This is a genomic window from Herbaspirillum sp. (genome assembly GCF_035644555.1).
Lineage (GTDB): Bacteria > Pseudomonadota > Gammaproteobacteria > Burkholderiales > Burkholderiaceae_D > Herbaspirillum.
Genome location: NZ_DASQOH010000021.1, coordinates 1 through 18,326, shown reverse-complemented (window position 1 = coordinate 18,326; position 18,326 = coordinate 1). Strand labels below are relative to the sequence as shown.

Genomic DNA, 18,326 nt, shown 5'->3' with positions numbered 1-18,326 from the left:
TTGCCGGCCAGGCCGAACAACTACTTAAAAATCGTATGCTTATTCGTATTTCGAATAAGAAAGACGCCCAAAACGCATAAAGACGTCAGGTTTTCGTCAGTTTCCATTCAGTCAACAAGGCCTGGACGTCGGGATAACGCAGCCGCACGCCCAGTTCCTGCTTGATGCGCTGGTTGGCCAGACGGCGCGATTCCGACATGAAGGACAGCATCATCGGCGAGACGCTGCGTTCCAGCTCGGCACGCGGCAGGCGCGGCGGACGGGCCAGGCCGGCGGCGTCGGCCACGGCGTCGAAGTAGTCGGCCATCTTCAGTTGCGTATCGTCGACGGCATGATAGACGCGGTTGGGCGCACCCAGGCGCATGGCGGCAGCGGCAATGCGGGCCAGGTCGTCGCCATGGATGTGGTTGGTATGCACGTCCTCCCCCGCCACCAACGCCGGCAGGCCCTTTTGCAGGCGTTCCAGCGGCAGGCGGTCGGCCGCATAGATCCCCGGCACGCGCAGGATGGAGAGGCGACCGTGCCGGCGCCGCGCCCAGGCCCGCAGCACCGTTTCGGCATCGACCCGACGCACAGCGCGCAGGTTTTGCGGGTTGACACGGCGGGTCTCGTCGAAGCTTGCGCCAGCGCAATCTCCGTACACGCCGGTGGTGCTGATGTAAACCAGGCGCGCGCCCTCGGGTAAAATGGCGGCCAAATTGCGGGTACGGCGGTCGATGCGGCCGTCCGACTGCGGGGGCGCCAGGTGCAGGATGGTCGGCGCCAGGTGTGCCAGGCGGCCCAGCGTCAAGGGGGCGTCAAGGTTGGCGACGATGGGAATGGCGCCGGCCGCGCGCAGTTCGGCGCAGCGCTCGGGGTGGCTGGTCACGGCCAGCACGCGATAGCGCGGCAGCAGCAGCGGCAGCAGGCGCAGGCCGACATCGCCACAGCCCAGGATCAGTACGCGGGGCAGGCCCAGTTTTTTCACGGTATTCAATCCAAATTTATCCAGAAGCAGAATTGTATGAGTTTCCAAGTCACAGTCCAGCCTAGCGGCCGTCAGTTCTCCTGCGACGCAGGTGAATCCATTCTCACCGCGGCCATTCGCGCCGGCGTGGGCCTGCCCTACGGCTGCAAGAACGGCGCCTGCAGCTCCTGCAAGGGCAAGCTGGTGTCCGGCCAGGTCGAGCACGGCCCGCATCAGGAACGTGCCCTGTCGGCGCACGAGCAGCAACTGGGCTTTGCCCTGTTCTGCGTGGCCAAGCCGCAGAGCGATGTCACCATCGAGGCCCGCGAAGTGGCCGGCGTGGGCGAAATCCCGGTGCGCAAGCTGCCGGTGCGCGTGGCCAAGCTGGACAAGGTGGCTGACGACGTCATCGTGCTCTCGCTGCAACTGCCGGCCAACGACCGTCTGCAGTACAAGGCCGGCCAATACGTGGAATTCCTGCTGCGCGACGGCAAACGCCGCAGCTACAGCATGGCCACCGCTCCGCACAAGGATGAGCACATGAGCCTGCACATACGCCACCTGCCGGGCGGCCTGTTCACCGACCAGGTCTTCACCACCCTGAAGGAACGCGACATCCTGCGCATCGAAGGCCCGCTGGGGACCTTCTTCCTGCGTGAGGACTCCGACAAGCCCATCATCCTGCTGGCCTCCGGCACCGGTTTCGCACCCATCAAGGCCATCGTCGAGCAGCTGGAACACGCCGGTTCCACCCGCCCGGTCACGCTGTACTGGGGCGGTCGCCGGCCGCAGGATCTGTACATGGACGCGCTGTGCCAGCAGTGGCAGCGCGACCTGCCCAACTTCACCTACGTGCCGGTGGTATCCAACGCCCAGCCGGAGGACCAGTGGAGCGGCCGCAGCGGCTTCGTCCACCGTGCCGTGATGGAAGACTTCCCCGACCTTTCCGGCCACCAGGTCTACGCCTGCGGCGCCCCCATCGTGGTCGAATCGGCACAGCGCGACTTCAGCGCCCAGTGCGGTTTGCCGGAAGACGAGTTCTACGCCGACTCCTTCACCTCCGAAGCCGACCTGGCCAAGGCCGTCTCGGACAGCCCGGCAAGCTGAGCAGCGTACTGTCATGCCGGCGTCACGCGCATTTGCGAAGATGCCGCCCGAGCCTGACGCCACGCGGCCCGGCGCGATGCGATGAAATTGCAACGGTGGCCCGCCGGATGCGCCCGTCGGCGGGTCCGACGGGAAATTTCTTTTTGACGCTATGCGCAAAACGTCCTAATATTCACCGAATGATCGCCAACGCCACATTTTTACGACGTCGCAGCCAACCTGAGAAAGGTTTGCTGCTGCGCGCGTGAAGTGAAACGAATCGCGAAGCCACAGGCAAACCCTGTGGCTTTTTTTTATCCGCCATCCGGGTCTGTCGTGCGCCTACCGCTTCCTGCCAGTGTGTCAGCAACGGTCTGTCCCGCACCATTCCTATCACCCTATCGCAAGCAATCCTTGCAGGAGTCCATCGATGCAATACAGCCAGTCCGACGCCAACAAGCTGATGTACGTCACCAACCGCCCCGAGCTGGTCTTCACCGAAGGCCAGGGCATGTGGCTGACCGACCATAACGGCAAGCGTTACCTCGACTATCTCCAGGGCTGGGCCGTCAACACCCTGGGTCATGCGCCGCAATGCATCGCCGACGCCCTGGCCGCGCAGAGCAAGAAGCTGATCAATCCCTCCCCGGCCTTCTACAACCAGCCCTCCATCGAGCTGGCCAAGCTGCTGACCGAGAACTCGGTGTTCGACCGCGTGTTCTTCGCCAACAGCGGCGGCGAGGCCAACGAAGGCGCCATCAAGCTGGCCCGCAAGTGGGGCAAGAAGAACCCGGCCGCCAACGGTTCGGCACGCTTCGAGATCATCACCTTCAAGCACAGCTTCCACGGCCGTACCCTGGCCACCATGTCGGCCAGCGGCAAGGACGGCTGGGACACCATGTTCGCCCCGCAGGTGCCGGGCTTCCCCAAGGCCATCTTGAATGACCTGGACAGCGTCAAGGCGCTCATCGGCGAACACACCGTGGCCGTGATGCTGGAGCCGGTGCAGGGCGAAGGCGGCGTGATCCCCGCCACCAAGGAATTCATGCAGGGCCTGCGCGCCCTGACCAAGGAAAAGAACCTGCTGCTGATCGTCGATGAAGTGCAGAGCGGCATGGGCCGTACCGGCCAGTTGTTCGCCTACCAGCATTCCGGCATCGAACCCGACATCATGACCCTGGCCAAGGGCATCGGCGGCGGCGTGCCGCTGGCAGCCCTGCTGGCGCGTGAAGAGATCGCCTGCTTCGAAGCCGGTGAACAGGGCGGCACCTACAACGGCAATCCGCTGATGACCGCTGTGGGCGTGGCCGTGATCAAGGAACTGCTCAAGCCCGGCTTCATGGAAGGCGTGCGCGAGCGCGGCCAGTACCTGCGCCAGCGTTCGCTGGAAATCTCGGAAAAGTACGGCTTCGAAGGCGAGCGTGGCGAAGGCCTGCTGCGTGCCCTGCAACTGGGTCGCGACATCGGCCCGCAGATCGTCGAAGCGGCGCGCAACCTGGAACCGGTGGGTCTGCTGCTGAACTCCCCGCGCCCCAACCTGCTGCGCTTCATGCCGGCCCTGAACGTGACCAAGGAAGAAATCGACCAGATGTTCGACATGCTGGAAGTGGTCCTGGCCAAGATCGGGAAGTAAGCGATGGCGGGGCGCGTACGGATTGTTTCGAACCGGATGGCCAGCGCGCCATCCCCCCGGTCGACCCTGGCGGCAGTGGCCGCATTGGCCACCGCGCTGGTGCTGGCCGCCTGCGGCACGGCACCGACCGCGCCCCCCATCGAACGGCTGCCCGGCGCCCCGCAATCGCAGGTGCCGGCGCTGCCGGCCAGTGAAAATGGCAATGAAGTGGCGCTCTATGCGCTCTCGCTGATCGATACCGGATATCGCTTCGGCGGCAAGAATCCCTCGGCCGGCCTGGATTGCAGCGGCATGGTCTCCTACATCTTCGGGCAGGCCGCCAACTACCGCATCAGCGGCAGCGCCGCCGACATCGCGCGGCGTGGTCGCCAGATCGATCCCTCGCAGCTGCGGGCCGGTGACCTGGTGTTCTTCAACACCATGAACAAGCCCTTCTCGCACGTGGGCATCTACCTCGGTGACGGCCGCTTCGTGCATGCGCCCTCCACCAACGGCAAGGTCCACATCACGCGGATGGACAACCCCTACTTCGCCACCCGCTTCGAGATGGCGCGCACCTATTTCAACTGAGCTTCGACCTTGCGGGCCGTGCGCTTGCGCGGCTTGCCCTCCTGCTGCTGGCGGTTGCCGTATTCGCGGATCAGGTTGGCGCTGTAGCGCGTGAAGGCGATATCCATGTGCCGCCGCATGGCCGCACGCGCCTGCTCGGGATTGCGCTCGCGCAGGGCCTGCATGATCAGGCCGTGCTCGTCGATGGCTTCCTGCCACACCCGGGTGCCGTCGAAGTGGCTGTGCAGGCGTTCGAACAGCGGACCCAGGCGGGCATCGAACAATTGCGTCACCAGCCCGACCAGCACGCTGTTGCCGGTCGCCTCGGCCATCCGGATATGGAACAGCCGGTCAGCCTCCAGCGGATCGATGCCGGCCTCGGCATTGGAAATCATCAGCGCATAGGCCTCCTCGATGGCGGCGATCTGCTGCCGGCTGCCATGCTGGGCGGCGGCGTAAGCCACCTCCCCTTCGATCATCTCGCGGGCGCGGATCAGCTCCAGCGGGCCCTCCTCGCCGGACAGGTCGCTGCGCCGCTCGCGCTGCACCGGCGGGCAGACATAGATGCCCGAGCCCATCCTGACCTCGATATGCCCTTCCACCTCCAGCGCGATCAGGGCCTCGCGCAAGGAGGGCCGGCTCACCCCCAGTTGCAGCGCCAGGTCGCGCTCGGAAGGCAGGCGCGAACCGACCGCAAACTCGCCATCCACGATCAGCTTGCGCAACTGGTCGCTGATCTGCCGGTATAGCCGCTGCGGTTCGATCGCTTCGATGGGCATGTTGTGTGTGATCAGCTCAGGGTGGCGGGAAACTCCAGTCCGTAGGCGGCGGCGCTCTCGCGCAGCATGGGCGCAATGGTCGGATGCAGCGCCACGCCCTGGGCCATCTGCTCGGCACGGCGCTGCATGCCGCGGTCGCCCGGCATGCGCACCTGACCCACGCCCGGACGCGGCGGATTGTTGCGGCAGGATGCGGCGATGTGGTCCATCTGACGTTTGAAGTCCTGTTCACCGCCAAAGGCCGAAGGATCGTAGAGCGACATGAATACCGTCGCGCCCCACCCCGCCGGCGGATCGGCACGACCGAAACCGGACAGCCCGCCGGTCAGCGCCTCGATCAGCACCGCCAGCCCGAAGCCCTTGTGCCCGGCCGACAAGCCACCCAGCGGCAAGATGGTGCCAGGCGGGTCGGTGGCCAGCACGGCCGGGTCGCGGCTGGGATTGCCCTGGCCATCGATGAGCCATTCTTCCTCGAACTGCTTGCCGGCCTTGTGCAGGCGATTGCTCATGCCATTGGTGGTGATCGAAGCCGAGATGTCGACCAGGAAGGGCGTGCCGGAGGTGGGAATACCGGCCGCAATCGGATTGGGCGTAAATACCGCCTGGGTGCCGCCGAACGGCGCCACGCTCTGCACCGCCGGGTCGGAACTGGCCAGGATCATCATGAAGCCCTCCTGCGTGGCGCGCAGCAGATAGGCAGCCAGGCAGGCGATGTGATGGCTATGGTGGATGGTCAGCGAGGCGGTGCCGTAGTCGCGCGCCTTCGGAATGAGCGCATCGATGCCCTGATGCACCAGCCACGGCCCCGGCAGGCGGCGGCCATCCCAGGCCAGCGCGGCGGCGCGTTCGGACAGCACTTGCGGCTGGCCGGTCTTGGTCATGCTGCCTTTTTCCAGCTCCTTGACATAGGGCGCCAGCAGCGCCAGTCCGTGGGTGTCGTGGCCCAGCAGGTCGCCGTCCACCAGGGTGGTGGCGACGCTGTCGGCCTTGTCGGCTTCCAGCCCGGCTTTCTGCAGCAGCGTGGTAGCGAACTGACGCAGCGCATCAGCGGAAAAACGTTCGGGTGCAGCCATTGCAACAACCATCCTTTCCTTGCTTGAATCATTGACAGAAACCGAAACATCCTAGGCGGCGGCCATGTGTTTCCGGCGCACCAGCTTGAGCACCAGCGGCAGCAACCACAGCAGCAGCGTGATCACACCCAGCGTGCCGGCGATGGGGCGCTCGAAGAAGGCCAGGAACTGACCGTCCGACTTGATCATCGAGGTCACGAAATGCTCTTCCAGCATGCCGCCCAGCACCACGCCCAGCACCGTGGGCGCCACCGGGAAGCCGTTTTCTTCCATCACATAGGCCAACAGGCCGAACACCAGCATGATGCCCACGTCGGTGACGCTGTTGTTGGTCGCATAGGAGCCGACGATGCAGAACAGCAGGATCAGCGGCATCAGGATGCCACGCGGAATGGACAGGATACGCTTGGCCATCTTGATACACCAGAAGCCCAGCGGCAGCATCAGCAGATTGGCCAGGATGAAGACGAGGAAGATCGCATACATCGACACCGGATTCTCGACGAAGATCATCGGCCCCGGATTGAGGTTCTTCATGTAGAGCACGCCGATGACGATGGCCGTGATGGAGTCGCCGGGAATACCGAACACCAGCGCCGGAATCCACGCGCCGGCCAGCGCCGAGTTGTTGGCTGCGCCTGATTCGACGATGCCTTCCGGATGGCCGGTGCCGAATTTCTCCGGCTCCTTGGACATCTTCTTGCTCATCGCATACGACATCCAGGCCGCGATATCGGCGCCGGCCCCGGGCAAGGCACCCACCAGGGTGCCCAGGACGCTGCCGCGCAGCACCGACTTGGGGTACTTCACCAGCAGGCCCCACATGCCCTTGAAGACATTGCCGACCCGGTTCTCGGCGACCTTCATCTTGAAGTCGCGCGAGACCGCGAAGCGCAGCACCTCCGACATGGCGAACATGCCCACCATCAACGGCACCAGCGACACCCCGCCCAGCAGGTCGGGCTGGTCGAAGGTAAAGCGCGGCGCGCCGGCCGGGTTGCCCATGCCGATGGAGGCGATGAACATGCCCAGGAACAGCGACACGAAGCCCTTGAGCGGATTGTCGGAGGCGATGAAGATGGCGCAGGTCAGGCCCAGCAGCACCAGCCAGAAGTACTCGAAGGAAGAAAACTTCAGGGCCAGCTCGGCCAGCGCCGGTGCCGAAAAGATCAGGACGAAGGTACCGAACAGGCCACCGATGACCGAGAACACCAGGCTCGCACCGAGTGCAATCTCGCCCTGCCCCTTCAGGGTCATGGCATAGGCTTCATCGGTATAGGCAGCCGAGGAAGGGGTCCCGGGAATGCGCAGCAGGCAGCCCGGGATATCGCCCGAAAAGATCGCCATGGCGGTGGCCGAGACCATCGCCGCAATGGCCGGCACCGGTGGCATGAAGAAGGTCACCGGCACCAGCAGCGCCACCGCCATGGTGGCCGACAGGCCGGGCACGGCGCCCATGAACAGGCCGAACACGGACGACCCGAGGATCACCGCCAGGACGTAGGGATCGAACACCATCCCCAGGGCAGCATAGATATTGGCAAGCATGTCCTCTCCTTACCAGGCCAGCGGCGTGAGGATGCCCCAGGGCAGTGGCACCTTGAGCAGTTTGTAGAAGATGGTGTGGATGATGAGGGCACTGACCAGCGCGACCGGCAGCGCCACCATCAGGCGGGTCCGGAAGGTCAGGAACAATGCCAGCAGCAGCAGCACCGCAGTGGGCAGGAAGCCCAGTGGCTCCGATACCCAGATGTAGAACAGCAGCGAGGCCGGCACCAGCAGGAAGGCCAGCACTGCATGGCGGCTGCCGAACCAGTCGGGCAGCGTGAACCAGTGCGCGTCCTGGTCCTCGTTGCCGGTCGTGGAGAAGGTCGATACGTGGGCCGCACGGCTCTTGCGCAGGCCGCGCAGGCCCCGCAGTATCAGCAGCACGGCGCAGATCATCAGCCCGCCGGCCAGCGCCTGCGGGAACACGTTGGGACCGATGTCCTGCCCCATCGCGGGCAGACGGGAAGAAGCGATCCAGAGCACGGCCGCAAACAGCGCGACCAGCAGCCCGGACAAGGCATCATTGATTTTCATGGAAGCGATCCTGGAAAAGAAACGTCAGCAGCGGCGCCCCACCGCCAGGCGGGGCGCTCACGGCCTTACTTGGCCATGCCCAGCGTCTTGAGGATGGCGCCCATGTCCTGGTCGCTCTTGTCCATGAACTTGCCGAACTCGGCCGAATCGGCATACATCACGCCGAAGCCGCGTCCGCTCATGAAGTCCTTGTATTCCTTGCTGTCGTAGATCTTCTTCAGGCTGGCCGAGAGCTTGCCCTGCACGTCGGCAGGCAAGCCCTTGGGCGCGACGATGCCGCGCCAGGCGCCGTTGGTCCAGGTGCTGCCGGTGAGGCTCTTCAGGGTCGGCACCTTGGGATAGAGCGCCGCCGGTTCGTTGGCCATCACCACCAGCGGCACCGCCTTGCCGGCATCGATCAGCGAGCGGGCCTCGGGCAGCGAGGCCGCCACGATGTCCACGCCACCGGCTGCCAGGTCCACCATGGCCGGCGCCGCGCCGTTGGAGGGGACGAAGCGCACCGCATTGGGCGCCACCTTCAGGTCGTTCAGCATGCCGGCCAGGCCCAGGTGCCAGATACCGCCCTGCCCGGTTCCGGACGCCTTGAGCTTGCCCGGATTGGCCTTGATCGCCTTGAGCAGGTCATCGAAGTTCTTGTACGGGGAATCATGGCTCACCGTCAGCGCGGCCGGGTCGAAGTTCATCAGCGCCAGCGGCGTGAAGTCGCGCGGGGTCAGCTTGGTCAGGCCCTGGTGGTGCATCATCGAGATTTCGACGGTGGCGATGCCGATGGTGTAGCCATCCGGCGCCGCACTGGCGATGGCCTGGTGGCCCACTGCGCCATTGCCCCCGGTACGGTTGACCACATTGACCGGCTGGCCCAGGTCCTTTTCCAGCAGCGCGCCGATGATGCGGGCCGTAGCATCGGTCCCCCCGCCCGCGCCCCAGGGCACGATCAGGGTCACGGGCCGTTCCGGCCAGGCGGCAAAAGCGGCCGGCGCGGCCAACATGCTGCAGGCGGCGCCTGCGGCGAGCAGGGTCTTGATCAGGGTTCTGCGGGTGAATTGCATCGTCTCCTCCGTTGTCGGTTGCGGCTAACACTTGGGTTGCGGCCAACGTTTGGCAAAGGACTTTCGTTGCCGCTGCATGACCTGCATGAGCGCACCGAAACGGTGGAACAGGATGTTCCCGTCCGATTCCGGAATGTCTCCGACTGTCTCGTCGTTGTGCAGGTCGGGTGCCTTGCTGCTTTCTGTTCTTATGCTCCGGTTCGGGCCGGATGATTGTTCTGGACTTGTTCCCGTGCGGGTATCGCATTTGCGCACGGCGCCGACAGGTAATGTGGTCTGACCAGCGCAGCCTAGAATTTCACATCGTTCCGGCAGTGTCAAGGATGAATGGAACGCATCAAAATAATTCATGCTTGGTGCTATGCAACATTTTTACCCGGCCGCAAACCCTTGCCAGTACTGGCTTGCAGCCGCACGGCCGGTTTCGTCAGATGTTGCAGGGGCGCAGCCGCCATCCATGCGGTGGCGCTGCCCAAAAAGCTTTCCCGCGTTCTGGTATTACCACTTGACCAAACAAATCCAGCTGCAATAGACTCGCAGCCAATCGAACAAGTCACGTCGCATTCGCAGCCCTGCCCCGATGGTTTTCGACCCGATGGGCGGCGCAGATGCAGAACGGACGGCACAGACCCAGCCGCCACGGCAGACGCCGGCGGCTTCAGGCAACGGAGACATCTCATTGGCTTACCAAGGCAGAGCAACGAGTCTGAACCGCAGGACCTCGGCTGGCTGGGCGCATAGCGTCTGCGCTGCCTCGGCTTCCAGCGTGCGCGCCCGTCGCGCCCTGCATCGCGCCTCTTCCTTCGGGTCCCTGCTGGCCTTTTTGCTGATCGATTTTTCCCGCTATTTCTTTGACCAGGGCGACAGTCACCCGGTCCCCGTGCGCCAGTCCTGACCGGACCGGCGCGCAGCAGCACGCAAGCATCACGCAAGCACCAAACCGCATTGCACGCACTGCAGGCCCATCCGGCCTGCAGCAGATGGATTTGCACGGGCAGCGCCACCCAATCCGGCCTGCCTGTCAGGGAAGATCATGACTGACGACACCAAAAAACCCACCCGCCGCAGCCAGGCCTGGTTCGGCCGCCAGGACCGCGATGGTTTCATCTACCGCTCCTGGGTCAAGAACCGCGGCATCCCGCACGACCAGTTCGATGGCCGTCCGGTGATCGGCATCTGCAACACCTATTCCGAACTCACCCCCTGCAACTCGCACTTCCGCGCCCTGGCCGAACAGGTCAAGATCGGCATCTGGGAAGCCGGCGGCTTCCCGCTGGAATTCCCGGTGATGTCGCTGGGCGAGACCCTGCTGCGCCCCACCGCCATGCTCTACCGCAACCTGGCCAGCATGGATGTGGAAGAGTCGATCCGCGCCAATCCGCTGGACGGCGTGGTGCTCTTGATGGGCTGCGACAAGACCACCCCGGCCCTGTTGATGGGCGCGGCCTCGGTGGACGTGCCGACCATCGGCGTGTCCGGCGGTCCCATGCTCTCGGGCAAGTACCGTGGCCGTGAACTCGGTTCGGGCACGGGCGTGTGGCAGATGTCGGAAGATGTGCGCGCAGGCAAGATGACTCAGGAAGAATTCTTCGAGGCCGAGAGCTGCATGCACCGCTCTCATGGGCACTGCATGACCATGGGTACCGCTTCCACCATGGCCAGCATGGTCGAGGCGCTGGGCGTGGGTCTGCCGCACAATGCCGCCATTCCGGCCGTGGATGCACGCCGCAACGTGCTGGCGCGCAATGCCGGCCGCCGCATCGTGCAGATGGTCGAGGAAGACCTGGTGCTGTCCAAGATCCTGACGCGCCAGGCGTTTGAAAACGCGATCCGCGTCAATGCCGCCATCGGTGGCTCCACCAATGCGGTGATCCACCTGCTGGCCATCGCCGGTCGCATCGGCATCGATCTCGACCTCAAGGACTGGGACGACATCGGCCAGAAGCTCCCTTGCCTGCTGGACCTGCAGCCCTCCGGCAAATTCCTGATGGAAGATTTCTACTATGCCGGCGGCCTGCCGGCGGTGATCCGCCAGCTGGAAAGCGTGATCGACAAGACCGCCCTCACCGCCAACGGCAAGACCCTGTGGGAAAACTGCCAGGACGCGCCGAACTGGAACGAAGAAGTCATCCGCTCCTTCGACAAGCCATTCAAGGAAGCGGCCGGCATCGCCATCCTCAAGGGCAACCTGGCCCCCGATGGCGCGGTGATCAAGCCCTCGGCCGCCACCCCTGCCCTGTTGAAGCATCGCGGCCGCGCCGTGGTCTTCGAGAACAGCGACGACCTGCACCGCCGCATCGACGACGAGAACCTGGACGTCGACGAAACCTGCGTGCTGGTGCTCAAGAACTGCGGCCCCAAGGGTTATCCCGGCATGGCCGAAGCCGGCAACATGCCGCTGCCGCCGAAGGTCCTGCGTAAAGGCATCACCGACATGGTGCGCGTCTCGGATGCGCGCATGAGCGGTACCGCCTATGGCACCGTGGTCTTGCACGTCTCGCCGGAAGCCGCCGCTGGCGGACCGCTGGCGCTGGTGCAGAACGGCGACTTCATCGAACTGGATGTGGAAGCCCGCAAGCTGCACCTGGATGTGTCGGAGGAAGAACTGGCACGACGTCGCGCCCAGTGGCAAAAGCCGGAACTGCCACCACAGATGCAGCGTGGCTGGGTCAAGCTCTATGTGGATCACGTGCAGCAGGCCAACCAGGGTGCCGACCTCGATTTCCTGGTCGGCAAGAGCGGCCCCTATGTGCCCAAGGATAACCACTAGGCAAGCAGAACAATCCGCGTCCCGGCTGGCTGGCCGGGACGCGGGCAGCAAGGAATTTTTTCAAGAAACCCGATTGTCGCGGACTCCACCTGAAGCAATGTCGAGCAGCACTGAGCAGCATCAAGCACCATTAAGCAAGGATCAACAGCAATTCAATCAGCATTAGCAGCACATTAATATCAGCATCAGTCGTACCCCGGGACCACGGTACAGCCACACAAGCGGCGGCCATGCTCCAGGAAGTAATTGCATCAGGTGGACCAAGACAACCATCACGGAGACGAGCAATGAAAGTACTGATTACCGATTACGATTTCCCCGATGTCGACCTGGAGCTGGCGCTCTACAAGGAAGCCGGCGTGGAAGTCGTGACCGCGCAATGCCGCACCGAAGACGAGGTCATCGCCGCCTCCGAGGGCTGCCAGGGCCTGCTGGTGCAATACGCACCGGTGAACGCCAAGGTATTCGCGGCGCGTCCTGAAATCCGCATCGCCAGCCGCTATGGCGCCGGCTTCGACACCATCAATACCGCCGACGCTGCGCAGCACGGCGTCTGGGTCGCCAACTCGCCCGACTATGGCGTGGGCGAAGTCGCCACCCATGCCCTGGCGATGGCGCTGGACCTGATCCGCAACATCACCGTCTATGACCGCGCCGTCAAGGCCGGTGAATGGCACTACACCACGGCCGGCATCATCCCGCGCGCCTCCGACCTCACCATCGGTATCATCGGCCTGGGTCGCATCGGCAAGCGCATGGCGCATATCTCGCGCAATCTCTTCAAGCGCGTGATCGCCTATGACCCCTACATCATCGACGGCGACTTCCCCGCCTACGTGGAGCGCGTCGGCCGCGAGGAACTGTTCCGCCAGGCCCATGTGGTCTCGCTGCACACGCCGCTCAACGATGAAACGCGCAACATGATCGACGCCTCGCTGCTGAACCTGTTGCAGCCGCAGAGCTATCTGGTCAACTCCGCCCGTGGCGGCCTGATCAAGATCGACGACCTGCTGGCGGCACTGGAAAACGGCAAGCTCAAGGGCGCTGCGCTGGATGTGTTGCCGGTCGAACCACCCGAGACATCGGCGGCTATCGTCCAGCATCCACGTGTGCTATTGTCGCCGCACGCGGCATTCTTCTCCGATGTCGCAGCGCGCGAACTGCGGCGCAAGGCGGCCCAGAACCTGATCGACTGGGACCGCAACGGACGGCCCTCCTACGTGGTCGTCGCTGGCAAGAATCCATAATCATCAACCCCGCCAAGGGGCGCCAATGCAGCACCATCGCCGGCCGCCAGCCGGCGATGCATCAGTGTAGAAAACAGAAAAATAAGGAGGATCGACCAGATCCCCCACATGCCCGAGCAGGGTGTGCATGAACAAAGTGCGTTGTGGCCGTCTCCGCCTGGAACCGGTTCCGCAGCGTCGATACGAGGATACACACGAGGAGCATTTGATGGCATCAGTACAGATTCGCGCAGTCAAGAAGCAGTTCGGCAGCACCCAGATCATCCGGGGCGTCGACATCGATATCGCCGATGGCGAATTCACGGTTTTGGTCGGCCCTTCCGGCTGCGGCAAGTCGACACTGCTGCGCATGCTGGCCGGGCTGGAGGAAATCACCGGCGGCGAAATCCTGATCGGCGGCACGGTGGTCAACAACGTCCAGCCCAAGGACCGCGACATCGCCATGGTGTTCCAGAACTACGCGCTCTACCCGCACATGACGGTGCGCGACAACATGGCCTTCTCGCTCACGCTGGCCAAGAAGGACAAGTCCTTCGTCGATGAGCGCGTCAAGAAGGCCGCCGACATCCTCGGCCTGAACCAGTTGCTGGACCGCTATCCGCGCCAGCTCTCCGGTGGCCAGCGCCAGCGCGTGGCGATGGGTCGTGCCATCGTGCGCGATCCGCAGGTGTTCCTGTTCGACGAACCGCTTTCCAACCTGGACGCCAAGCTGCGCGTGCAGATGCGCACCGAGATCAAGGAACTGCACCAGCGCTTGAAGACCACCTCCATCTATGTGACCCACGACCAGATCGAAGCCATGACCATGGCCGACCAGATCGTGGTCATGCGCGATGGCCTGGTGGAACAGCGCGGCCGTCCGCTGGACCTGTACGACCACCCGGCCAACCTGTTCGTGGCGGGCTTCATCGGCTCACCGGCCATGAACTTCATCCCTGCCACGCTGCGCAAGAACGGCGGCGCGGCCGAGGTCGAGTTCGCCGACGGCACCCGCGTACCGGCCCCCTACGGCAGCGCCCTGCAGGGCAGCGATGGCCAGAAGGTCACCTATGGCGTGCGTCCTGAGCACCTCTCCATCGGTGGCGCCGGCCAGGGCATCGCCACCAAGGTCATCGTGGTGGAGCCGACCGGCGCCGATACCGAAGTGTTCTCGCGCTTCGGCGAAACCAGCCTGACGTCCATCTTCCGCGAACGCCACGATTTCGGCGCCGGTGACCTGATCCACCTGGTCCCGGACCATAGCCGCACGCACCTGTTCGACGCCGAATCGGGCAAGTCCCTGGCGGCCCGCTGAACCGCCAGCTCCATTACCGCAGTACCCAGGCAACACCAGTAGCGCAGCATCAGAAGAACAAGAGTCCATCCGCAGGGGAGCGATTCCGTCGCGATCCGAAAGCGGTCCAATTCGACTTTCAACCGAAGGAGTAGGAGACATGAGCAAGCTGACACGACGCGAATTCCTGGTCACCAGTGCGGCCGCAGCGGCCGCTTCCGGCATGGGCGTCAATGCCTTTGCCGCCGGCCCCGGCGCTGCCGGCGCCGACAGCATCAAGTACCCGATCGAACAAGGTGCGACCCTGCGCGTGCTGCGCTGGAAGCGCTTCGTCCAGGGTGACGAAGACCTGTGGAACGCCAACGTCAAGAAATTCACCGAGCTGACCGGCGTGGCTGTGCGTACCGACAGCGAAGGCTGGGAAGACGTGCGTCCGAAGTCGGCCGTGGCCGCCAACGTGGGCAGCGGCCCGGACATCGTGCTGGGCTGGTTCGACGACCCGCAGCAGTATCCGACCAAGCTGATCGACATGACCGACCTGGCCGATTCGCTGGGCAAGCGCTATGGCGGCTGGTACGACGTCTGCCGCAAGTACGGCACCAAGGACGGCAAGTGGATCGCGCTGCCGCTGGGCGTGATCGGCAATGCCCTGGTCTATCGCGAAAGCCAGATCAAGGCCGCCGGCTTCGACGCCATCCCCAAGGACACCGCCGGCTTCCTCAAGCTGTGCCAGGCCTTGAAGGCCAAGGACACCCCGGTCGGTTTCGCGCTCGGCAAGGCCGTGGGTGATGCCAACAACTGGGCGCACTGGCTGCTGTGGTCGCATGGCGGCAAGCTGGTGGACAAGAGCGGCAAGGTCGCCATCAACTCGCCCGAGACCCGTGCCGCGCTCGAATACGCCAAGCAGCTGTACGCTACCTTCGTACCCGGCACCCTGTCGTGGCAGGACCCATCCAACAACAAGGCCTACCTGGACGGCCAGATCAGCATGACCGCCAACGGCATCTCGGTCTACTACGCGGCCAAGAACTCCACCGATCCGAAGATGCAGGACATCGGCAAGGATACGCAGCACGCGCACTTCCCGATCGGCCCGGCCGGCAAGCCCACCGAGCTGATGCAGATCACCCAGATGATGGTGTTCAAGCACACCAAGTTCCCCAATGCGGCCAAGGCCTTCGTGCAGTTCATGTTCGAGCCGGACCAGTACAACCCGTGGATGAAGGCCTCCATCGGCTACGTCAGCCAGCCGCTGAAGGCCTACGAGAAGAACCCGGTATGGACCGACGACCCCAAGGCCACCGTGTACCGCGACTCGGCTTCACTGATGCTGGACCACGGTCACGAAGGCCCGCTGGGACAAGCTTCGGCGGCCTGCATGGCCGACTACGTGGTGGTGGACATGGTGGCGGAAGCGGCCAGCGGCTCCAAGACCGTGCAGCAGGCCATCGACCGCGCCGCCGAACGCGCCAAGCGCTACTACAAGGCTTGATGCCGACGGCATGATGGCGGGACGGCGCCGCGCCGGGTTCCCTCGGGACAGCGGGCAAGGGGCAGGTTGTCAGGGCCTGCCGACCCGGCGCGACGGCGTCCAGCCATCACCAGAAGCGAACACCGTATTGGCCGCAGGCCTGTCCTGCGGCCCTTTCATCGAGGCAAATCATGCTATCCCGATTCCTGAACAACCGTAACGTACTGGGCATGCTGTTCATGGCCCCGGCCGCGATCCTGCTGGTGGTGTTCCTGACCTACCCGCTGGGACTGGGCATCTGGCTGGGCTTCACCGACACCAAGATCGGTGGCGAAGGCAACTTCGTCGGCCTGGACAACTTCACCTACCTGGCCGGCGATTCGCTGGCCCAGCTGTCGCTGTTCAACACCGTGTTCTACACGGTCAGCGCCAGTATCCTCAAATTCGCACTGGGCCTGTGGCTGGCCATCCTGCTCAACAAGAACGTGCCGCTGAAGACCTTCTTCCGCGCCATCGTGCTGTTGCCCTGGATCGTGCCGACCGCGCTGTCGGCGCTGGCGTTCTGGTGGCTGTATGACGCGCAGTTCTCGGTCATCAGCTGGGCCTTGCACAAGATGGGCCTGATCGACCACTACATCGACTTCCTCGGTGACCCCTGGAATGCGCGCTGGTCCACCGTCTTCGCCAACGTCTGGCGCGGCATCCCGTTCGTGGCGATCTCGCTGCTGGCCGGCCTGCAGACCATTTCCCCATCGCTCTACGAGGCCGCAGCCATCGACGGCGCCACCCCCTGGCAGCAGTTCCGCCATGTGACGCTGCCGCTGCTGACCCCGATCATCGCGGTGGTGATGACCTTCTCGGTGCTGTTCACCTTCACCGACTTCCAGCTGATCTATGTGCTGACCCGCGGCGGTCCGTTGAACGCCACCCACCTGATGGCCACGCTCTCCTTCCAGCGTGCGATCCCCGGTGGTGCCCTGGGTGAAGGCGCGGCGCTGGCCACCTACATGATCCCGTTCCTGCTGGCAGCGATCATGTTCTCGTACTTCGGCCTGCAACGTCGCGGCTGGCAACAAGGAGGTGACAAATAATGGCCAAGAAAAAAGACGACCAGCAGGAAACCCAGGGCATGGATTTCCTGCAATCGACCCCGCGCCGCTGGGTGACGATCTACATCCCGCTGCTGATCTTCCTGTTCGTGTTGCTGTTCCCGTTCTACTGGATGGTGATCACCGCCTTCAAGCCTGACGGCGAACTGCTCTCCCAGACCGGCAATCCCTTCTGGGTGGTGGCGCCGACCCTGGCGCACTTCAAGAAGCTGCTGTTCGACACCCAGTATCCGGCCTGGCTGCTGAACACGGTGATCGTCTCGGTGGTGTCGACCTTCGCCTCGCTGGCGGCCAGCGTCTTTGCTGCCTATGCGATCGAACGGCTGCGCTTCCAGGGTTCCAAGCAGGTTGGCCTGGGCATCTTCCTGGCCTACCTGATCCCGCCCTCGATCCTGTTCATCCCGCTGGCGGCGATCGTGTTCAAGCTGGGCCTGTTCGACACCCGCTGGGCGCTGATCCTGACCTACCCGACCTTCCTCATCCCGTTCTGCACGTGGCTGTTGATGGGTTACTTCCGCTCGATCCCGTATGAGCTGGAAGAGTGCGCGCTCATCGACGGTGCTACGCGCTGGGAGATCCTTGTCAAGATCATCCTCCCGCTGGCCGTGCCCGGCCTGATCTCGGCCGGCATCTTCGCCTTCACGCTGTCGTGGAACGAGTTCATCTACGCGCTGACCTTCATCTCTTCATCCGAAGTGAAGACGGTACCGGTGGGCATCGTCACCGAGCTGGTCGATGGCGACGTCTACCACTGGGGCGCCCTGATGGCCGGTGCCCTGCTGGGCTCGCTGCCGGTGGCGGTGGTGTATTCCTTCTTCGTGGAGTATTACGTCTCGGGGATGACGGGGGCGGTGAAGGAATAAGAACCTCGTCCCCAAAAGAGAAAAGCCCGACGTCCTCGCGGACGTCGGGCTTTTTCATTGCTGCGTATTACCTGCAGCGCAAGCAGAAGAACCTATTGCTTGGCCAGCGGCGCACTGCCCGCCTCCACTGCCTTCTTCTCCGGCAATTGCTTGCGCACCTTGGCCACATCGGAGGCACTCACCGACGAGGCCTGGTTGCCCCAGCTGCTGCGGATGAAGGTGACCACATCGGCCACTTCCTGATCCGACAGGCGACTGCCGAAGGCCGGCATGGCGAATTGCGTCGGGGCCTTGTGGGTCCAGGGCATTTCGGCGCCTTCCAGCACGATGCGGATCAGCGATGCCGGATTTTCCGCATTCACCGTGGGCGACAGCGCCAGGGTCGGGAAGGTCTCG

Annotated in this window: 17 protein-coding genes; 9 read left to right on the top strand and 8 right to left on the bottom strand. The window is 64.0% G+C overall.

Annotated features, from left to right (window positions below; genetic code table 11):
- Nucleotides 1-85 precede the first annotated feature (85 nt).
- A complete protein-coding gene (locus VE092_RS06905; protein ID WP_324875165.1) occupies nt 86-967 on the bottom strand; it encodes an SDR family oxidoreductase in 882 nt (293 codons plus the stop codon).
- 36 nt (nt 968-1,003) lie between these two features.
- Here VE092_RS06905 and VE092_RS06900 point away from each other — a divergent pair, with 36 nt between their 5' ends.
- From VE092_RS06900 to VE092_RS06890, 3 genes are all read left to right on the top strand, one after another.
- Nucleotides 1,004-2,053 carry a CDP-6-deoxy-delta-3,4-glucoseen reductase gene (locus VE092_RS06900; protein WP_077238313.1) on the top strand — a complete coding sequence of 350 codons (1,050 nt, stop codon included), beginning with the start codon at nt 1,004-1,006 and terminating at the stop codon, nt 2,051-2,053.
- Between the two features lie 409 nt (nt 2,054-2,462).
- Nucleotides 2,463-3,665 carry an acetylornithine transaminase gene (locus tag VE092_RS06895; RefSeq protein ID WP_006462779.1) on the top strand — a complete coding sequence of 401 codons (1,203 nt, stop codon included), beginning with the start codon at nt 2,463-2,465 and terminating at the stop codon, nt 3,663-3,665.
- Between the two features lie 36 nt (nt 3,666-3,701).
- Nucleotides 3,702-4,235 (top strand): C40 family peptidase, encoded by a 534-nt coding sequence (locus tag VE092_RS06890; protein ID WP_182994990.1) that lies wholly within the window; start codon nt 3,702-3,704, stop codon nt 4,233-4,235.
- On the opposite strand, the gene VE092_RS06885 is transcribed toward VE092_RS06890, so the two are convergent.
- The 6 genes from VE092_RS06885 to VE092_RS06860 form a co-directional block, all read right to left on the bottom strand.
- On the bottom strand, nt 4,223-4,993 hold the full coding sequence (locus tag VE092_RS06885; protein WP_324875160.1) for a FadR/GntR family transcriptional regulator: 771 nt from the start codon (nt 4,991-4,993) through the stop codon (nt 4,223-4,225). The genes VE092_RS06890 and VE092_RS06885 overlap by 13 nt on opposite strands.
- Before the next feature lie 11 nt (nt 4,994-5,004).
- Nucleotides 5,005-6,066 carry an Ldh family oxidoreductase gene (locus tag VE092_RS06880; protein ID WP_324875158.1) on the bottom strand — a complete coding sequence of 354 codons (1,062 nt, stop codon included), beginning with the start codon at nt 6,064-6,066 and terminating at the stop codon, nt 5,005-5,007.
- 51 nt (nt 6,067-6,117) lie between these two features.
- Complete coding sequence (locus VE092_RS06875; RefSeq protein WP_324875156.1) at nt 6,118-7,614, bottom strand: tripartite tricarboxylate transporter permease; 1,497 nt, start codon at nt 7,612-7,614, stop codon at nt 6,118-6,120.
- Between the two features lie 9 nt (nt 7,615-7,623).
- The gene (locus VE092_RS06870) at nt 7,624-8,148 is read right to left on the bottom strand and encodes a tripartite tricarboxylate transporter TctB family protein (protein WP_324875153.1); all 525 of its coding nucleotides are present in this window, start codon (nt 8,146-8,148) and stop codon (nt 7,624-7,626) included.
- Nucleotides 8,149-8,213: 65 nt separating this feature from the next.
- On the bottom strand, nt 8,214-9,197 hold the full coding sequence (locus tag VE092_RS06865) for a tripartite tricarboxylate transporter substrate binding protein (protein WP_324875152.1): 984 nt from the start codon (nt 9,195-9,197) through the stop codon (nt 8,214-8,216).
- Nucleotides 9,198-9,221: 24 nt separating this feature from the next.
- Nucleotides 9,222-9,548: a hypothetical protein gene (locus VE092_RS06860; protein ID WP_324875151.1), complete on the bottom strand. Its 327-nt coding sequence runs from the start codon at nt 9,546-9,548 to the stop codon at nt 9,222-9,224.
- Between the two features lie 682 nt (nt 9,549-10,230).
- Here VE092_RS06860 and VE092_RS06855 point away from each other — a divergent pair.
- The 6 genes from VE092_RS06855 (at nt 10,231) to VE092_RS06830 (ending at nt 17,930) form a co-directional block, all read left to right on the top strand.
- A complete protein-coding gene (locus VE092_RS06855) occupies nt 10,231-11,967 on the top strand; it encodes an IlvD/Edd family dehydratase (protein WP_234294248.1) in 1,737 nt (578 codons plus the stop codon).
- Between the two features lie 287 nt (nt 11,968-12,254).
- The gene (locus VE092_RS06850) at nt 12,255-13,214 is read left to right on the top strand and encodes a C-terminal binding protein (protein WP_324875147.1); all 960 of its coding nucleotides are present in this window, start codon (nt 12,255-12,257) and stop codon (nt 13,212-13,214) included.
- 208 nt (nt 13,215-13,422) lie between these two features.
- Nucleotides 13,423-14,508 (top strand): sn-glycerol-3-phosphate ABC transporter ATP-binding protein UgpC, encoded by a 1,086-nt coding sequence (locus VE092_RS06845; protein WP_324875145.1) that lies wholly within the window; start codon nt 13,423-13,425, stop codon nt 14,506-14,508.
- A gap of 139 nt (nt 14,509-14,647) precedes the next feature.
- A complete protein-coding gene (locus VE092_RS06840) occupies nt 14,648-15,979 on the top strand; it encodes an ABC transporter substrate-binding protein (protein WP_241813142.1) in 1,332 nt (443 codons plus the stop codon).
- A gap of 170 nt (nt 15,980-16,149) precedes the next feature.
- Nucleotides 16,150-17,049, top strand: coding sequence for a sugar ABC transporter permease (locus tag VE092_RS06835; protein WP_324875141.1), 900 nt, complete (start codon nt 16,150-16,152; stop codon nt 17,047-17,049).
- Entirely contained in the window at nt 17,049-17,930 is an 882-nt protein-coding gene (locus VE092_RS06830; RefSeq protein ID WP_006462792.1) for a carbohydrate ABC transporter permease, read from the top strand. The genes VE092_RS06835 and VE092_RS06830 overlap by 1 nt, the downstream gene beginning before the upstream one ends.
- A gap of 92 nt (nt 17,931-18,022) precedes the next feature.
- Here the strand turns inward: VE092_RS06830 and VE092_RS06825 are convergent.
- Nucleotides 18,023-18,326, bottom strand: a 304-nt coding sequence (locus tag VE092_RS06825; RefSeq protein ID WP_324875138.1) for a cytochrome c, incomplete at its 5' end; no start/stop codon positions are given.